The 17,667-nt window shown below is 52.3% G+C and carries 11 protein-coding genes and 2 pseudogenes; 9 read left to right on the top strand and 4 right to left on the bottom strand.

Annotation, left to right across the window (positions count from 1 at the left end):
* Window positions 1-244: 244 nt before the first annotated feature.
* The 3 genes from K3T82_RS15940 to K3T82_RS15930 all read right to left on the bottom strand — a co-directional run bounded on the left by K3T82_RS15940 (window position 245) and on the right by K3T82_RS15930 (window position 4,445).
* The gene (locus tag K3T82_RS15940; protein ID WP_220194423.1) at window positions 245-799 is read right to left on the bottom strand and encodes a hypothetical protein; all 555 of its coding nucleotides are present in this window, start codon (window positions 797-799) and stop codon (window positions 245-247) included.
* Between the two features lie 110 nt (window positions 800-909).
* Entirely contained in the window at window positions 910-3,864 is a 2,955-nt protein-coding gene (locus K3T82_RS15935; protein WP_220194422.1) for a WD40 repeat domain-containing protein, read from the bottom strand.
* A gap of 23 nt (window positions 3,865-3,887) precedes the next feature.
* Window positions 3,888-4,445, bottom strand: coding sequence for a helix-turn-helix domain-containing protein (locus K3T82_RS15930; protein WP_220194421.1), 558 nt, complete (start codon window positions 4,443-4,445; stop codon window positions 3,888-3,890).
* 370 nt (window positions 4,446-4,815) lie between these two features.
* Here K3T82_RS15930 and K3T82_RS47740 point away from each other — a divergent pair, with 370 nt between their 5' ends.
* The 9 genes and pseudogenes from K3T82_RS47740 to K3T82_RS15885 all read left to right on the top strand — a co-directional run bounded on the left by K3T82_RS47740 (window position 4,816) and on the right by K3T82_RS15885 (window position 16,637).
* Complete coding sequence (locus tag K3T82_RS47740) at window positions 4,816-7,341, top strand: GAF domain-containing protein (RefSeq protein WP_236031178.1); 2,526 nt, start codon at window positions 4,816-4,818, stop codon at window positions 7,339-7,341.
* 59 nt (window positions 7,342-7,400) lie between these two features.
* On the top strand, window positions 7,401-8,573 hold the full coding sequence (locus K3T82_RS15915; RefSeq protein WP_268886663.1) for a sensor histidine kinase: 1,173 nt from the start codon (window positions 7,401-7,403) through the stop codon (window positions 8,571-8,573).
* Window positions 8,574-8,629: 56 nt separating this feature from the next.
* Window positions 8,630-8,995: pseudogene (locus K3T82_RS47735) on the top strand (response regulator); the annotation flags it as partial.
* A 293-nt stretch (window positions 8,996-9,288) separates the two neighbouring features.
* On the top strand, window positions 9,289-10,245 hold the full coding sequence (locus K3T82_RS15910; protein ID WP_236031177.1) for a phosphotransferase: 957 nt from the start codon (window positions 9,289-9,291) through the stop codon (window positions 10,243-10,245).
* Window positions 10,246-10,571: 326 nt separating this feature from the next.
* A complete protein-coding gene (locus tag K3T82_RS15905; RefSeq protein ID WP_220194418.1) occupies window positions 10,572-12,266 on the top strand; it encodes an ABC transporter substrate-binding protein in 1,695 nt (564 codons plus the stop codon).
* Window positions 12,267-12,497: 231 nt separating this feature from the next.
* The gene (locus K3T82_RS15900) at window positions 12,498-13,460 is read left to right on the top strand and encodes an ABC transporter permease (RefSeq protein WP_220194417.1); all 963 of its coding nucleotides are present in this window, start codon (window positions 12,498-12,500) and stop codon (window positions 13,458-13,460) included.
* A 10-nt stretch (window positions 13,461-13,470) separates the two neighbouring features.
* On the top strand, window positions 13,471-14,406 hold the full coding sequence (locus K3T82_RS15895; RefSeq protein ID WP_220194416.1) for an ABC transporter permease: 936 nt from the start codon (window positions 13,471-13,473) through the stop codon (window positions 14,404-14,406).
* A gap of 75 nt (window positions 14,407-14,481) precedes the next feature.
* A pseudogene (locus tag K3T82_RS49920) lies at window positions 14,482-15,560 on the top strand (ABC transporter ATP-binding protein).
* A 27-nt stretch (window positions 15,561-15,587) separates the two neighbouring features.
* On the top strand, window positions 15,588-16,637 hold the full coding sequence (locus K3T82_RS15885; RefSeq protein WP_220194415.1) for an ABC transporter ATP-binding protein: 1,050 nt from the start codon (window positions 15,588-15,590) through the stop codon (window positions 16,635-16,637).
* Window positions 16,638-16,705: 68 nt separating this feature from the next.
* On the opposite strand, the gene K3T82_RS15880 is transcribed toward K3T82_RS15885, so the two are convergent.
* Window positions 16,706-17,239, bottom strand: coding sequence for a hypothetical protein (locus tag K3T82_RS15880; RefSeq protein ID WP_220194414.1), 534 nt, complete (start codon window positions 17,237-17,239; stop codon window positions 16,706-16,708).
* Window positions 17,240-17,667 lie beyond the last annotated feature (428 nt).

Below are 17,667 nucleotides of genomic sequence, written 5' to 3'. Positions count from 1 at the left end.
TTGTCTTGTACAAGAGTATACTCATTTACTCCTGTAAATATCAAGTTTTCCTATCCAAAGGTTTGATTGCCAGTCGAGTTGATAGAGTTGATAACATAAATCATCTTTACCCCAAAGCTATAGTGTTATCAGAACAAAAAAATAACGACGTTTGAGATACCTCTTTCTGGTTGCATCACACACTAAAAATGCTCAGAAAATTGTGGCGCGCCACAATTTTCTGAGCATTTTCCTTGAAAGAGACTCACAAAGAAACCTCTTCATTCTCTTTAACAGACCAGTAGCCAAGCCCCAGAGCCAACATATCCTCCGCCAGACCGAGCAACGCATCCGGCAGCGGAGTGTTCTGAGCTAGCCACGAACGTATGCCATAGCCCGCAAGCGTTCCAGCGGCGGCACCAGTCGCGCCCAGAGTCATGCCAACCCACGGCAAACGCCCATGACGCTGACTGAGCACGTAACCCGCCAGAGCGCCTACGCCCAGACGACCAATGAAGGGTCCAGCTTTTGTACGCGCCGGGATCTTGGGTAGTTTATCGCTCAGCAATTCACCTGAGGCAAGTAGGCTTGTTACAAGACGTGTGGCTGGTGAGGCGAGTATAGCCTCTAGCTCGGTAGAGGGCTCGATGTTATGCTCCTTTGTCCAATCCAGGAGGGAGAAAGGTGTCATTGAGCGCATACCAGCCACACAACCTAGCACCAGAGTGCGCAGGTAGGCATTACGTGCGTTCTCATTAGTCTTGATAATATCAAATTCAGCCGCGATTTCTGGGAGCGGCGACTTCCTTGTTATAGGCATGATGTGGAACCTTTTTCCTCTTCTCACCGTGCTAGGCGGCATATCTTCTGGCTTGCAATAGCTACTGTATAGCACGTTTGAGCATACCTGTATGGTTCCAAAACACGCGCTTAATAACGCTCAATCGCTCCCAGGAAGAGCAAAGCCTCACGCTGGGCATCTGAGAGGCCCACAACACCCGTAATATCTGTACCTTCATATGCTCGCTCGCTTCGTAGGACATGAAGGCATTCATGATTCTTGACCTTCCACAGCTTGATGGTACCATCATCGCTGCAACTTGCTAACGTCTCTCCGTTGGGCGCAAAGGCCACAGACCAGATCCAGCCTTCATGCCCATGCCAGACAGCGAGGCACTCACCTGTTTCCACTCGCCATAGCCGCAAGGTCTGGTCATGACTTCCACTCACCAGCAATGTGCCATCAGGACTGAAAGCCAGCGCACGCACCCAGCCTACATGCCCTTCCATAACGCGCTGGCAGGCACCAGTCGTTACATCCCACAGCCGGATCGCCTGGTCATCGCTACAACTTGCCAAATAGCGTCCATCCCGGCTGAAATCTAGCGACCAGACGCGATGGCTATGCCCAATGAACCCGCGCACTACGATACCTGTCTGAATATCCCATAAACGAATCACAGGGTCATCAGTCCCGCACGCGATCTGTTTACCTTCTGGATGGAAGGCGATGGCCCAGATATAGCTCTGAATATCGGTAATGCGCTGTATCTCCTGCCCACTTGATACATCCCAGAGGCGAATCGTTAAGTCGTGGCTTCCACTCGCTAGCAGCGTTCCCTCCGCGTTGAAGGCGATGGAACGTACAAGGTGGGTATGCCCACGCAATACACGCAAGCAATGCCCTGTGTGTGCATCCCAGAGTCGTACACACTCATCCTCACTTCCGCTCGCCAACGTCAGGCCATCGGAACTATATGCCACGGAGCGAACCCGGTTCTGATGTCCGCGCATAATGTGTAGAGCTCGCCCATCGCCCGTATTCCACAGGCGCACTGTACGGTCCTCGCTTCCGCTCACCAGTGAGTGCCCATCCGGACTAAAGGCAACCGACTTCAGCAGGTTGGTATACCCCCGCAACGTACGCAAGCAGAGCATCGTGCGGCGATCCCACCAGCGCACAGTATCATCCTCGCTTGTGCTAATCAAATGAGTGCTCCCCGGCACAAAGACAACTGACCAGATGCGATTTTCATGCGCACGCACGCTGTGCAGGCGCTCATACGACGTCATATCCCAAATGCCTATAGTCTGATCATCGCTCCCACTCGCCAGCAGCATACTATCCGCACTGAATTGCATAGCACGCACGCGACTGCTATGTCCCCGCAAGATCGCGACGCGCTGGTAATCCTCGATTCGCCAGAGCATAATGGAATGGTCTTCATTCCCACTCGCCAGCAGCTTGCCATTCGGGCTGAAAGCCACCACACGCACATGTCGACTCTGTCCGCCCAGGATCGCTATCTCTTCGCCACTTTCATAATTCCAAAGCCGAACTGTATTCTCATCGCCACCCGAGGCTAAAATTGGCTTTTGAGGATGAAAGGCAAGTGAGCGTATGCGCTTGCTATGCCCATACAGAACACGCACCTCACGCCCCGTTTCGCTGTCCCAGAGCCGGATTTGCAGATCCTCGCCCGCGCTGGCAACCAGGAAATTATCGGCGCTAAAGGCGACAGTGCGCACCTGGTCACTATGCCCATGCAAGATATGCAGGCAGGCGCCGCTCTCCACCTCCCAGATACGCACTGTATGATCCTCGCTCCCACTGGCAAGATAGCGCCCATCCGAGCTAAAAGCCACGGAACGAATCTCCTCACTATGTCCGTTACAGGTCTGCACAGGCGTGGCATCGCTTACCTTCCAAATGCGAATACTGCCAACAGTGGTTCCCGCCGCCAGGAATTGACCATCGGGGCTGACAGCCAGACAGAGTATCCAGGCAAAGGAATCATTGAGCGAGCAGTTCAGGAGGGTCGCATGCGCGAGATTCACCTGTAAGAAGTCACTCCCTTGCAAATATGCCTGACGAATCGTGAGCGACGAGCAGTCCAGCCCACGTAAATCCACCCGTTGTGCGACCAGGAGGTTCAGGATGTTACCAGCAGTATAGCCAGTCTCATATACATCGTCCTCGCGCAAACGATCCAGCAGCACCTTGAGGTGTGCGCGACAGCCAATATGCCCAAACGTCGCCAGCAGTTTCTCGGAGAGTGGTTGCAGGATCAGGCGAGCCTGGCTCTCACGTATATAGTCGCTGGCTTGAGCCTTAAGCAGGGCATAGTTACCACACCCATCCAATAGCCCATCGCGTAAACGCGTAAACATAAACTCGACGAAGCGCTCAATCATGTATTCCATGATCACAGGCTGCAAAGTAAAACGACGGTCCGCGCTGGTTTCTAGCATTGAACGTCGACGCAGTGAATCGACCGCATCCAGGATCATGCCTTTGGTCACCGGATAGACGAGGTTCTCTCGGAGCACATTCATGCTCACCGGCTCGCGCTCTATCGCCAGCCATTGCATAATATCCTGCTCTAAGGCCGAGAGGCGACGAAATTGCCGATCCAGCAGCGTATAGATATCACCAAAGACGGCCTCTCTCTCCATCAGGAACTCGGCAATCTGCCCATCAAATAACTCATGAATTGGCGAGGACGCCAGTTTAAGGGCCAACGGATTACCCGAATAAAGCCGCAGAAGCGCTTCCCAATCCTTGCTCTCGCCCCAAAGTTCTTTCTCTTGCAACAATTGCTGACCCTCTACCAACCCCATTGCTGGTAGAGCCAGCGTACGCACTGGAGAGCTTGCGCCTTCCATGCGAGCAATCTCTCTCGGCTTCTCACGGCTAGTCAGGAGCAGGCAACTCTGATGTGGATGCTCCCCCAGGTACTCCAATAGGCGACCATATGCCTCATAGCCCTCAAGGTAATGCCCAACCTGGCGCTCACTCTGAAGAATCGATTCAGCATTATCCAGTATCAGCAGACAACGTTGGTGTGCACACAACTCAAGCAGGCTACGCAGGGAAGTCTCCAAAGGCTGCGGCTCCATCGCGCGCTCTATCCCAGCACCCCGCAAACAACCGTTGAGAAATTCCTCCAATGGGGGGTGTTCTGCAACGAATACCAGTAGACATAAGAAAAAGAGCCCTTGAGCCGCTCAGCAAGCTCACGCGCGAAAGTTGTCTTACCACTGCCACCCATTCCCAGAAAAGCCACCACACGACAATGCTCCTCTAACACCCAATGCTGCGCCATCGCCAGTTCTGAGGACCGTCCATAAAAGTGCTCAATATAGGGAGCATCACCCCAATCTACATGTGTAGGCAGTGTTACCTCCCGCTCTGGCACTTGCGAGGGCTGGGGATGTGTATCAGTAAGAGAGGAGGCACTTGTTATCTTGTCGTTGCCTACCAGCAGACCAAGTTGGTGCGCGTCCTTTTGAAACAGGCGCATCAATTGCTGCACATGGCGAGGACTGGGCGTGGCTTCACCACGTTCCCAGCGGCCCACAGTCTTTGGATCACAATCCAATACCGTCGCGACATCGTTTTGCGAGAGCCCACGTACCTTACGTTCGTGCCGCAGGATCGTATTCCATGACACCTGCTTCTTCATGGCCGTTCCTCAATGAGCTGATACTGCCTCGATCAAAAGGTCTTTCCACATGCAATGTCCTCCCAATGTCCTCTCAGTGTCCCTGCATTGTGGTTCCCTTCGAGTTCCTGGCGGTGTATGCTTAAGACATATTCTCAAACAAAAAGAACTATTGTTTTTCTCAATATAACAAAGTACACTGAATACTGCAAGCGTACTTAAAAAGAGCAAAATTCCCTTTACCTCTTATCACAAACAGCAGATCATATGCATGAAAAGTATCTGCAATTTGGGAAAGCTGTTTACACATTGAGGAATGCTAAGAAAGGATACAGGAAGGGTAATGGAATACCTTTCCTTGAGACGCTTGACGAGATACTGGAGATGTAGCATGCACGATAAGCTGACGTTCCCTCCACTAAGTGAGTTAACTCAGCGACTTACCACAGGGGTAACTGAACGCGGCAATCTCGCGGAGATGCTCCTCCATATCACGCGAGAGGCACAGGATGTCTTCCTGCCTGATCTTTGTCTCCTTACAGCCTATCATCCCATCACAGGCGATTTCCATTACGCTCGCATACTCTATAGGGAAGATCCCTCCTCTTCCGCACAGCCCCAACCTCAGACACCTCTCCCAAACCAAAATCCTCTTCATGCTTCTCTCGCTCAGAAGTTAGACGAAACCCAGATGGGCCTTCTGTGCATACCTGACCTTAATACAACCCCTACCTATCAGTCGGAGAGTTTGCACAGAGAAAAGGTACAAGCCCTGGGAGCTATCGCATTGCAGAAAGGGGCTGGGCGTCCCCACTTTGGCGTTCTTCTGCTTGCCTTTCGCCAGTCCCGCAACTTCTCATCCGAAGAACAGGAGGTGTTGAGACAATTTGCGCTGATGGCTTCCTTTATTCTGCAAGAGACCTGGCTACTACAGCGCTATCGAGAGATTACTCATATAGGACAGATCATTAATCAGGAAGTCACTTCGGTTGAGACGCTGCTTCAGACACTCCATCCGCTCATCCAGAATGTGCTCGATACTCGCCATGCGCTTATGCTGGCGATTCACCAGGCTCCAACCCATACACGCGATCTCTATGGTATCGACGAAGGTAACTATATCCGCGAAGATAACCGGGCTCCTGCCGGAGCCAGTCGGTATGTCCTCCAAGAGCGAACCTCGGTATTGATCCAGCACTGGCAGGAAGAGAAACAGAATCACCCCTTCAGGATCGCGCATGTGCAAGGCACAGCTCCCAAACAATCCTTTATCTATGTTCCCTTGCTTATGGGTGATATTCCCATAGGGATATTCTCCATTCAACATCCTCAACCACATGCCTATACCCAGGAAGATGTCGCTATCCTGGAAATTCTCGCCAACCATATCACGCTTGCCATCAACAATATTCGCCTTTATGATAGCCTGCTCCAACTCAATGAGATCGGACGCCTCCTTACCAGCCAAATCGAGCTACAATACCCCCTTCAGGCTACGCTCAAAAAGATCCTGAGCGCCACTGGCGCTGAAACGGTACTGCTCTATCCTACGCTAGCCAGCCATACAGTCTATGATACTGCTCCTCTTCAGCCTCTTATAGAAGGCGTTCCTCTTCTCTCACATCTAAGTAATGAATCTTTCTGGTCCTGGCAGGATAGTGTGACAGAAAAGATGGCCTCGCAACAGCAAACCCTTTTTGAACCAGAATGCGCCTCCACGCGCGAGCGGCTTCTGCACGATATCCGTCCCATTCTGACCCAGGAAGGGATCAAGTCCCTGGCGATCATGCCTCTACATGTTGAGCAGGAAGCCGTTGGCGTTCTCTCCCTCTTCTTCCAGCAAACACAATACTTCGATACGCCACAAAAACTACTTATAGAGGGCCTGGCTCATTTCGCCGCCATCGCGATCAGAAACGCACAAACCTTCAATGGGCTCTTGCAACGCCGCATCCACGAATTAGAGATCCTGCAAAGAATTGATAAAGAGCTCAATAGCTCGCTGAGCCTGGAAGCGATTCTAGCGAGCCTTCTGCGCAATGCCTGCGCCTTCGTACCGGCAGAAGGGGCCATCATTCTCTTACAAGACAGTAAAAAGCAGACTCTCGAAACCAGGGCTGCTTATGGGCCAAACGCCGAATATTATCTGCGCTTCAAAACCCCCATCTCTGAGGTGCGCGGACTCACCGGCTGGGTTCTCCATTACAAACAGCCCGTGTGCGTCAACAATGTCCATCGTGATTCGCCCTGGAATCGCTTTTATGTGGGCGTAGCACCCAACACTACCTCGGAACTCGCAATCCCACTCCTCGATGGAGGGCAGGCCATTGGCGTCCTCAACTTTGAAAGTAGCCGTGAAGGTGCATTTCGTCAGGAGGATCAGGATTTCCTGCAAACCCTGGCGGGGCAGGCCGTACTGGCCATCACCAAAGCCCAGGCGTATGAACGCGAGAAGCGCCTTGCGGGCGAGAGGCAAGTCCTCTACGACATTAGTAAGGAGCTGACCAGTCAGTTAGACCCTCAGAAGGTATTTGAACTCATTTTGGAAAAGGCCCTGGAATTGATGAAAGAGAAATCCCGCACAGGCTGCTTGATGCGCTATGACCGCGAGCGCCAGAGACTCTGGATGGCAGCCGAGCGAGGTGTTCTCCCCGACAAGAAAGGTAGCGGACATAGCGTGAACGAAGGAATTGTGGGTCAGGTTGCTCGTACCAAGCAGCTACTCAACGTAGACCCTTCACAACCAGGATGGAAAGATATCTACCTCTCCTACATCCGCGATACACGTTCAGAGCTTGCGGTACCCATGGTCGCCAATGGCGAGCTCAAGGGGTACTCAATATCGAAAGTCCGGAGGAAGAGGCCTTTAATGAGAGTGATGAGCGTCTCCTGCGCGGCCTGGCAGATCTGGCAGTAGTCGCGCTTCGCAATGCGGAACTCTACCAGGACGCGGAGAAGGAGAAACAGCATTTTGAATTGCTCTACAGCGCCAGCCGCGAATTGGGCGAGATCAACGATATTAGCCAGCTTGAACAGGGCTATCAGGTCGTCTTTCGACTTACCGAATACTATAGCCAGGGTCACATCGAGCTTTGTCGCTACCAGGAAGTATCCGACACACTCCAACTAGTCTGCGCCTCTACCAGAAAGCCACCCTATCATCTTCACATTGACGAAAGAGTCTATCACATTCTGCTCAAACAACGCCAGCAACTTGTGATTAACGACCTCACACAAGCCTCAGCCTTGCTCCCATTGAGCCCACCACCGATGGAACCGCAATCCCTTATTGCGCTCCCCATCATGTTCAAAGGTCGCCTCTACGGCACGCTTGCCCTCACCTATCATGAGACCCGGCATTTCAGCACTACTGATATCGATTTCTATGATAGCATGGCTCAGCAATTAGGCAGCACCATTCACAGGCTAGAGGCAGCACAGGCACACCTGGAATCAGAGCAACGTGCCCAGGCAGCCGAAGAGGTCAGTCTCATCGGACAGTCCGCGCTTGAACTGACACATCGTCTCGGCAACGACCTCGGCCTGGTCGAAACCTACATCACCCATGTTAAGCATCGCCTATCGAAGTATGATATGAGCGATGCCTTCATTGAGAGCAAGCTTGATAAGACGGCGGAGTCCGTTCGCACAGTGCTCGACCTGAGCACAGAGCTCAAAGAGGTGCTCGCCGACCCCACTTCAGCCAATGACCCTATCATCATCTCACCTCGCACTCTGCTGGAGAAGGTGGAACGAGAAAGCCACCTTCCCGCACACATCACGCTCCGTATCGAAGTCGACGCGGATATCAATAATGTCAGCGTGCGTGAGGGACTTGTCACCGCGATTTTACGCAATCTCATCGCCAACGCCATAGATGCTATGCGAAAGCAGCCCAAAGGGCTCCTGGTCTTACGCGCCTTCAATAGTAAGGACAAAGTAAGCATTCAAGTTCAGGATAGCGGGCAAGGCATCGATCCTCAGATCAGCCATAAGATCTTCAGCCTCTTCTATTCGACCAAGGGAAGCTCAGGCTTTGGTCTCTGGAGCGCGCGACGGAACGCGCTCCGCCAGAATGGCGATCTATGGCTTGAACCCCCATCTAAAGCATCTGGTACCATCTTTACTTTGCGCCTCCCACGAGGTTAACGTCCCTTATGTAGAACAGGCAATATGCGTTTACTTCGTAGAGAGGATAATGGGTTATGATACGACAACGACAGGGGCGCATCTTGATTGTGGATGATCTTCCTCAATGGCGCGATGAGCTCTCTGAAATGCTGATACTTGAGGGCTTCCTGGTTGAGACAGCCGCAACTATCGATCAAGCCGTAAACAAACTCCAACAGGAGTTTTATCATCTACTTATACTTGATCTGCGTATGGATGCCTCCGACTTTAGCAATTATGAGGGCGTCAAGGTCCTGAAGATGCAGGGGCAATTCAGCCTGAACAAGGCTCTACAAATTGTGATTCTCTCAGCCCATGGCACCATTGAGCATGTGCGTGAGGCATTCCATGACTACCAGGTTGCCGATTTCCTCTCCAAAAACAAGTTTAGTCCCGAAACCTTGCTGAAATGCGTGCATGACACCTTCTCACAAAAGGTAAAAATCAATCTCTCCCTTGATATACAGTGGGAGCCGCCTGAAGCCGAAGAACGTATGCTCCAACACATAGAGCTTGATGGGGAGCGCGTACGACCTGGCACCCCTCGCTTCCAGCGGGTGCGAGCGGAACTGGATGACCTGCTCTGCCGCCTCTTTCATACGGCAACCAATATTCTGATCGAGCCACTTACACCAGGATATAGCGGTACCGGGTCATGCGTATACAACCCTTTTACGCGAACGGCGGCGGGCGTATGGTCGTCACCAAATTTGGCGCGTCTCCTAAGATCGAGGATGAGAGCCGCAACTTTGATGCCTTCGTACGCCCCTTTGTTGGAGGCGGGCGCAATACCACTATCCAAGAGATACGCTTTACCCCCTTACTAGGAGGTATCGTATACTCGCTCCTAGGGGCAGCCAATGAGCAACTGGATGACTTCGGTAGTTTCTACGAGCACGCCCAGATCAAAGATATATATCAGGTTCTGGATAATCTCTTCTTCGACACCTGTCAGTCCTGGTACGCCAACCGGGGCAATCAACAACTCTGCGATCTCACCAGTGATTATCAACATACCTTCGGACCGATCTCACGCCCTCTTGAGGATAATCTGGACGACTACATACTCGCACATGGCGAACGCTTTATACTTCCCTCGCTCAACGATGAAGAACGGGCCTTCACCAATCCGCTACCGGCCATGCATCGCTCTTTCAGACGCTCAACCTATCTCTGCACCACTCATGGGGATCTCAACCACCATAATATGCTCATTGATAAGGAGCACCATACCTGGCTCATCGATTTTCAAGGCACAGGCAAAGGTCATTATCTTCGTGACCTCGCCATGCTTGATTCAGTGGTACGCTTCCAACTGCTTCCAACCAGAGAGGCCTCATTGGCGGAGTGCCTACATATGGAAGAGGCGCTCTGCTCCATCACACGCTTCCCTGAGCTTGAGCAGGTCAGAGACAACTTTACGACAACCAACACCAAGCTGCATAAAGCATTCCTCACGGTCATACACATTCGTCTCATAGCACGTCAGTTTATTGGGAGCCAGAGCAACAATGATATGACCGAATACTTCATCGCCCTCCTGCACAATGCTCTACGCACATTAACCTTCACTACCCTCAAGCTTCGACAACGCGAATACGCCCTCCTCTCAGCCAGCCTCCTCATCGACAAAATCGATAACCGCAAATAATCCCAAAGGGAACAGTGAACGTTCACTGTTCCCTTTTAAACGCGACAATTGAGGTAATTAAAGACTCATCAATTACATCAAACTATAACATTACTTGTGAGCAATAGCATCTACACTACGTAATATATAAAAAGTCACTTTTAGGACTTTAATATAGGCGCGAATATATGTTATGATACACATATCTCTCTAAGCAAGCCGGCAGCAAACCAAACGCATCGTCAACTGTTGACAACGTGGTTCGGCACCACACGCCAAGGGAAAACACTTCCTCTACACGTGGGTGTCACGCTACATATCTGCACCCCATTTGCAGGGAGGTTATCATGGTCATACGACCTGGTTCACGATTCCTTACGCTCCTCGTTGTGCTCTCTTCGGTGCTGATCCTGCTCTTCAGCGCCTGCGCACCCCAGGGAACCCCCGCGACCACGAATAATAATGGCAAGCCCCAACGTGGAGGTATCTGGGTGGACGACCTTTTTAATGAACCGGACTCTTTGATCCCCAATGCGTCAGTGCAGACCTTTGCTACCATGGTTGATGGCACTATCTATTCCGCGCTCTTCGAAGGGGACGCCTCCGGGCAGATTCATCCCGCGCTCGCCAAAGAAATGCCCACGCAACAAAATGGTGGCATTAGCGCGGACCTAAAAACCTGGAAGTTCACCCTCAAAGATGGTTTGAAGTGGTCCGACGGTCAGCCACTGAACGCCGACGACGTCTATTTTACCTGGCAACTCTGGGCTAATCCAAAATTTGCTGCCGCCGATACCGTCGCAATCAACCTCATCGAGTCTGCGGAGGTATCCTCCGATAAACTCAGTGTTACCTTTAAGCTAAAAGCCCCCTATGCTCCCTTCATTTCTTCCTGGACAGACGGTGCTCACGCACCACTGCCTAAGCATCACTTTGAGAGCATGGACCCGGCAAGTATCAAGAAGACAGAAGGCCTCAATCCACAGGTAACCAGTGGTGCCTTCAAAATGAAGGAGAGTAAACCAGGCGATCACTATACCGTGGAACGTAACGACAACTATTATCAAGCCGCACAGGGTCTCCCCTACCTGGACCAGATTATCTTCCGCGCCGTTCCCAGCCAGGATACCATTCTAAAAGACCTGCAAGCCGGGACTGCTGACTCCGCCTGGTTCCTGGATGTCACCAAAACGGCTTCCTACAAAGCCCTGAGTAACTATGAAGTTGTGACCAATCCCTCCGCCAGTTATGAGGGGCTACATATCAACTCAAACAATCCCATCTTCAAAGACATTGCTGTACGCAAGGCCATGTCGCAGGCAATTAACCGTGAACAATTGCAGAAGATAGCCCGCCTGGGGCAGGCCATTCCGCTCTGTACAGACCACGGGCCAGCCTACAAACCTGGGTATCAACAAGACTTGCAATGCCCGGCCTTTGACCTTAACGCGGCCAATAAGACCCTCGATGACGCAGGCTGGAAGCTCGGTAGCGACAAGGTACGCCAGAAGAATGGGCAACGCCTGGAGTTCCAGTACTCCACCACAGCGGGCAACCGCTGGCGTGAGAAGGATCAGGCCATTATCCAGTCAGACTTCGCCAAGATTGGCATCAAGCTGAACATCACAGACTACCCTGGAAGTACCTTCTTTGGCCCCTTCCTCAATGCAGGCCAACCCGGTAAGTATGATGTGGCTGAATGGGCCAGTTCCTATACCTATGATGCCGACAGCGCCGTCCACTTCGCTTGTGACCAGAAGCCGCCCCATGGACAAAATTTGGACTTCTTCTGCGATCCAGGCATCGATAAGCTACTCCTACAAGAGCAGGCCATATCGGATCCTAACCAGCGCCAGCAGGTCTTTAATCAGATCCACCAGGCATTCCTGGAGAAAATCCCCATGATCTCGCTCTACAACCTGATCGATCTTGAAATTCACAAGAAGGGTACACACAACTACAAGCCAGGTCCCTTTGGCAACTCGGAGACCGTTGGAGCCTGGCAATGGTGGTGCGATGGCGGCAAGTGCCCCCACTCCTAAAGCCTGATATAACGAGGGGATCAAGCCAATAAGGCTCCCTCTCGCACATGAATGGTGTTGCCAGGATGCTCGCCAATGAAGAGCACCTTGGCAACACCTTCATTACAAGCTCATATGGCTGGAAAACACTGCTCTCGCTTCCCAGACACTCATAAATGCTGTGTGTATCAAAGCCATGGTACACTATACATGTTAACTGTCCTGATACCTCTAGCCGTACTGGAGATCGCTATGGGACGATATTTAGTGAGACGCTTACTACAAGCGATTCCTCTCCTTTTCCTGCTCTCTATCTTCATGTTCACGCTCATTCACCTGTTACCGGGCGGTCCTGAAGAGGTGCTCTATAATCCAAACCTAGATCAGGCCGGGCGAGAGGCTCTGCGCGCGAGTCTGGGCCTGGATGATCCCGTTCCCATCCAATATCTCAAGTGGGTGGGAAGCGCGCTCCACGGCGACTTCGGCTACTCCTTTTTTACCAATCAGCCAGTCGCCTCAATCATTCGTGACCGCTTCCCACCCACGCTCGAACTGTTCTTTGTAGCACTTATCCTGGCTCTCATCCTTGCTATAGTGCTTGGAACGCTGACAGCCACCAGACAGGGGCGCATCACGGACTATGTAGTCACCACCCTAGCTTATGTCGGCATTTCGATGCCAATCTTTCTGCTAGGGCTTCTCCTGCAAGAGATTTTCTCACGCTGGCTCAACTTACTCCCCCCATCTGGCAATGCCACTGTTGGCTATACCTATGATTTCTTCAATGGCCTGCTCGATCATGCGCTCCACCTGTTCATGCCGATGCTTGTACTGGCAATTACCTTTACCGCGCGCTGGAGTCGCTATATGCGCTCCAGCATGTTAGAGGTGACAAGGCAAGACTACGTTCGAACCGCGCGAGCCAAAGGGCTCGCCCCCATCCCACTTCTACGCCGCCACGCCTTGCGCAACGCCATCATTCCTCTGGTCACCGTCGTCGCTATCGACTTCGGCTCGGTAGCAGGGGGAGCAGCCATTACTGAGGGCGTCTTCGCCTGGCCCGGCATGGGAAAGCTCTTCCTCGACTCCGCTGAACATCGGGATTACCCGGTGCTACTCGCGATTCTGATGTTGAGCGCGGTTTTCGTCATTCTCTTTAATTTATTGGCAGACGTGCTCTATGCCGTCATGGACCCACGCATACGCTATACGTGAGGAGGCATATATGGAGACACCAGAAAAGATAGCTATGGCCTCTCAAGACGAACAGGAGCCGATGCTCGAGGTGACGCCTGAACTGGCACGCGAGCGACGCAGCCAGGCACGTATCATTTTCGACCGCTTTGTACGCAATCGTACAGCGACAATAGGAGCCTGCTGCCTGATCCTGCTCTTCCTCTTCTGCTTTGTAGGCCCCTTCATAACATCTCATACCGATGCGACCACACCCGCGCTCACCGATCCGTCCGCGCCTCCCTCATGGCAATATCCCTTCGGAGCCGACGATCTGGGGCGAGATCTTCTAGCGCGTGCCGCCATTGGCGGGCAGGTCTCACTCCTGGTAGGGCTCTCCTCTATGCTCGTCGCAATTCTGCTGGGCACAACCATTGGAGCATTAGCGGGCTTCTACGGTGGCTGGATTGATAATCTCCTCATGCGCGTCACCGATGTCTTTCTCGCCGTGCCAACGTATCTGCTCCTCTTCGTGCTCTCGGCTTCATTCACCAACGGTTCTACTTTCAGTATCATCACGCTTATCGCCATCTTTGGCTGGACGACTGCCGCACGTCTCGTACGTGGTGAGTTCCTGGCCCTTAAGGAACGAGAGTATGTCATGGCGGCGCGCACCATTGGCGCGCGCAACTTTCGCCTGATGGCTCGGCATATCCTCCCTAACGCCATCGGTCCCATCATCGTCAATGCGACCTTACAGGTAGGCAATAATATCATCCTGGAATCCGTTCTGAGCTTCTTTGGCTTTGGCATCAAGGTCCCCTTTCCAAGCTGGGGCACACTCATCAACGATGGGCAAGGACAAATCGATATTGATCCTAAGCTGGTCTTTATTCCCGGTATCCTTATCTTTCTGACAGTGCTCAGTTGTAACCTGGTTGGAGATGGTCTACGCGACGCCCTTGACCCCCATATGACAGAGCGCTAAAGTCTTCAATGCAGACCAATGCCGCTAGCGCGCTCAGGCTTTCTGCCAGAGAGTAACAACGAAAAGGAATGCCCAATGAGTGGATATTTACTTGAAATACAGGATCTACAAACTTTCTTTAAGGTCAAACAGGGCTATGTACATGCGGTCGATGGTGTCAACTTCGCGATCAAGCCCGGCGAGAAGGTCGCCATCGTTGGCGAAAGTGGCTGTGGTAAAAGTGTTACCGCTCTCTCTATCATGCGCTTGATCGCGCAACCACCAGGCCAATACGCGGGTGGCAGCATCTTCTTTGAGAACGAAGATTTGCTAAGTATACCTGAGAGCGATATGCGCAAGATCCGTGGGGCCAGAATTAGCATGATCTTTCAAGATCCCATGACCTGCCTCAACCCCACCATGACTATTGGGAACCAGATTATTGAAGCCTTGCGCGTCCATCTTAAACTCCCTCAGAATGAGGCACGGAAGCGAGCTATTGCATTGCTTGAGCAGGTAGGCATTCCCGCAGCCGCACAGCGCATCAATGCCTACCCTCACCAGTTTAGCGGCGGCATGCGCCAGCGTGTAATGATCGCAATCGCTTTGGCCTGCAATCCCCAACTCCTGATCGCCGATGAGCCAACAACCGCGCTCGATGTGACCGTACAGGCCCAGATTCTTGAGCTTATTAATCAGGTATGCGCGGAATTCGGTACAGCTCTCATGCTGATTACCCATGATCTGGGTGTCGTCGCAGGTGTAGCGGATCGGGTCATCGTTATGTACGCGGGCAAAGTCGTGGAAGAGGGCCAACCGACGAGATCTTTGCCAATCCGCGCCATCCCTATACTCTTGGCCTGCTCGCATCGGTCCCCAAGCTCAACGAAGAGCGCCAGGATGAACTCAAAACCATTGAAGGTGCGCCCCCCGACCTACTCAAGCCGCCCACGGGCTGCCCCTTCATGCCGCGCTGTCTTTACGCGCGCCAGCAGTGCAACCAGATGCCACCACTGGAAAGCCTACCAGGGAATAGCGTACATCATAAAGCGTGCTGGCCCGACATCAGCGATCCCAAGGAGCAGGAGAAAGCCGCGCGCCGCCAGGAGGCACGCATCGCGACCATAAACAAGCTCAATCAGGAAAGCGCCGAGAAAGTCCTGCGCTCAAGCTAGCTCTGGAAGACAAAGGAATATATAATCATGTCAGATAATTCAAATCAGCAGTCGACGCTACTCGACGTCCAGGGGCTTAAAACCTATTTTCCCCTCACCCAGGGCATCGTCTTTCAGCGTAAAGTTGGGGACATACGCGCCGTTGACGATGTCAGCTTGAGTATAGAGCGCGGTAAAACTCTTGGGTTGGTAGGTGAGAGCGGCTCTGGCAAGACAACTATCGCCCGCACCCTGGTTCGCCTCTACAAACCAACGGCAGGCAAGATTCTTTTTGATGGCAAAGACCTAGCAACTCTTGAAGGAGAAGAGCTCCGCCGTGTGCGCCAACGCCTGCAAATGATCTTTCAAGATCCTTATGCCTCCCTTAATCCGCGCTTCACCATCGGCTCATTAATAGGCGAGCCAATGCACATCTACAAAACGGCAAGCCCCAAAGAGGTGCAAGAGCAGGTAGTAGAACTACTACGTGTTGTTGGCTTGCGCCCTGAATACATCGACCGCTATCCCCATGAATTTAGCGGTGGGCAACGGCAACGCATCGCCGTCGCCCGTGCGCTCGCCATCAATCCAGACTTCATCATCGCCGATGAGCCAGTTTCAGCCCTGGATGTCTCTGTCCGCGCCCAGGTGCTTAACCTACTCCAGCGCCTCCAGCGCCAGTTCTCGCTTACCTATCTCTTCGTCTCCCACGACTTAAGCGTCGTCAGACACGTCGCCGACCGTATCGCCGTCATGTACCTTGGTAAGATCGTCGAGCTTGCAGATAGGGATGAACTCTATGCATCGCCTCAGCATCCCTACACAATGGCCCTGCTCTCAGCGGTCCCAATACCTGACCCTCAAATAGAAAAGAAACGAAAGCGCATTATCCTCACAGGCGACCTCCCCAGTCCTATCAACATTCCAAGGGGATGTCGTTTCCATACGCGCTGCCCAATGGCACAGAGCATCTGCCGTGAAGTCGAACCTCCCTTCGAGGCCAAACGAGGTCGTGAGCACTATGCAGCTTGCCACTTCTCCGACCAGACAAGCACCCTTGCCTCTTCAACCCCGGAGGCTTCACCCTCGAATGCTTAGCCCCCACGTAGATCATGCAGAAGTTTGCCAGCAACCTACTTGCATGGTCTACGTGATCCCAACCGCGCTTATTTCACATTGAGCCAGACATCACCAGCTGCATTCGTGCGCTCAACATGGATATCCCAGCAACCAGAAGTGGGAAACATAAAACCTGTCCCCCATTCATCCCCCGGGCGATTCCAGTTTGACCCGCTATGCCCCTCCGGTCCCCAGACAGGTTCCACACTCTTACCATTGGGAGTGTAAGCTTTCAAATGTACCTCGCCCGTACCAGTCATACGCCAGACAATCTTCACCTCCTGCTTCGCGTGCAATGGAAGAGGCTTCGTTGGCATCAAGAGTGCCCAGAGCTCAGCGTTCTGGGCAGTCCCCTGAGCTTCATACAGTGTCGAATTCGCTGGCAGCGACGACTCCTGACAGCTGGTAGGAGGACTAAACCGAGGCGCATTCGCCTGCTGAGTAGCTGTAGCAGTCAGTCCAGGAGTGGCTGTCATAACCGATTTGGATTGCGGTGATGCTGCCGATGCACAAGCAATCGCATCTATTGCCAATAGAAGCAGGGCAGCAATGCATAACAAAGCCCGATATGTTGCAAACATAACAAGGCCCTCCTTTCAAACCAATATCCGCACAAATAAGTTCTAGAGTAGATATAGTAATATAGAGAACTGAAATAAAGCTGAAAGGGAGGGGAAGAGTTTGTCGCAGATCGCATCAAGACCTCACAAAGATTGTATGAGGCTTGACCAACGAAAGTACATATACACCAACTACAGACGCCCACTCCATTTGTACAAGGTTTTATCCAAATTGCGCAAGAACATATGAGGTCTCTATGTTTCTGCACATACGCCGATACAGTGAAATATTAGAGATGCATATGGAGGGAGAGGGGAGTGAAGAACGCGTTTCTCACCTTTATAAAGGCACAACGTGTATATCTAAAAATGCTATAAACGCATATCGTGCTCATCCACCATGGGCGGCAGGTATACATTGCACCTCCGTTACTTGTGTCTGGCAGGAA

It is taken from the genome of Ktedonospora formicarum, assembly GCF_016587355.1.
Classification (GTDB): domain Bacteria; phylum Chloroflexota; class Ktedonobacteria; order Ktedonobacterales; family Ktedonobacteraceae; genus Ktedonobacter; species Ktedonobacter formicarum.
Note: the sequence above shows the minus strand (reverse complement) of the source record. Positions and strands in the feature narration are given on the sequence as shown.

What these genes read in the sequence shown, in the direction of transcription:
- K3T82_RS15940 (WP_220194423.1), bottom strand. Translation starts at nt 799, where the DNA reads ATGCCTATAACAAGGAAGTCGCCGCTCCCAGAAATCGCGGCTGAATTT.
- K3T82_RS15930 (WP_220194421.1), bottom strand. Translation starts at nt 4,445, where the DNA reads ATGAAGAAGCAGGTGTCATGGAATACGATCCTGCGGCACGAACGTAAG.
- K3T82_RS47740 (WP_236031178.1), top strand. Translation starts at nt 4,816, where the DNA reads ATGCACGATAAGCTGACGTTCCCTCCACTAAGTGAGTTAACTCAGCGA.
- K3T82_RS15910 (WP_236031177.1), top strand. Translation starts at nt 9,289, where the DNA reads ATGGTCGTCACCAAATTTGGCGCGTCTCCTAAGATCGAGGATGAGAGC.
- K3T82_RS15905 (WP_220194418.1), top strand. Translation starts at nt 10,572, where the DNA reads ATGGTCATACGACCTGGTTCACGATTCCTTACGCTCCTCGTTGTGCTC.
- K3T82_RS15900 (WP_220194417.1), top strand. Translation starts at nt 12,498, where the DNA reads ATGGGACGATATTTAGTGAGACGCTTACTACAAGCGATTCCTCTCCTT.
- K3T82_RS15895 (WP_220194416.1), top strand. Translation starts at nt 13,471, where the DNA reads ATGGAGACACCAGAAAAGATAGCTATGGCCTCTCAAGACGAACAGGAG.
- K3T82_RS15885 (WP_220194415.1), top strand. Translation starts at nt 15,588, where the DNA reads ATGTCAGATAATTCAAATCAGCAGTCGACGCTACTCGACGTCCAGGGG.
- K3T82_RS15880 (WP_220194414.1), bottom strand. Translation starts at nt 17,239, where the DNA reads ATGTTTGCAACATATCGGGCTTTGTTATGCATTGCTGCCCTGCTTCTA.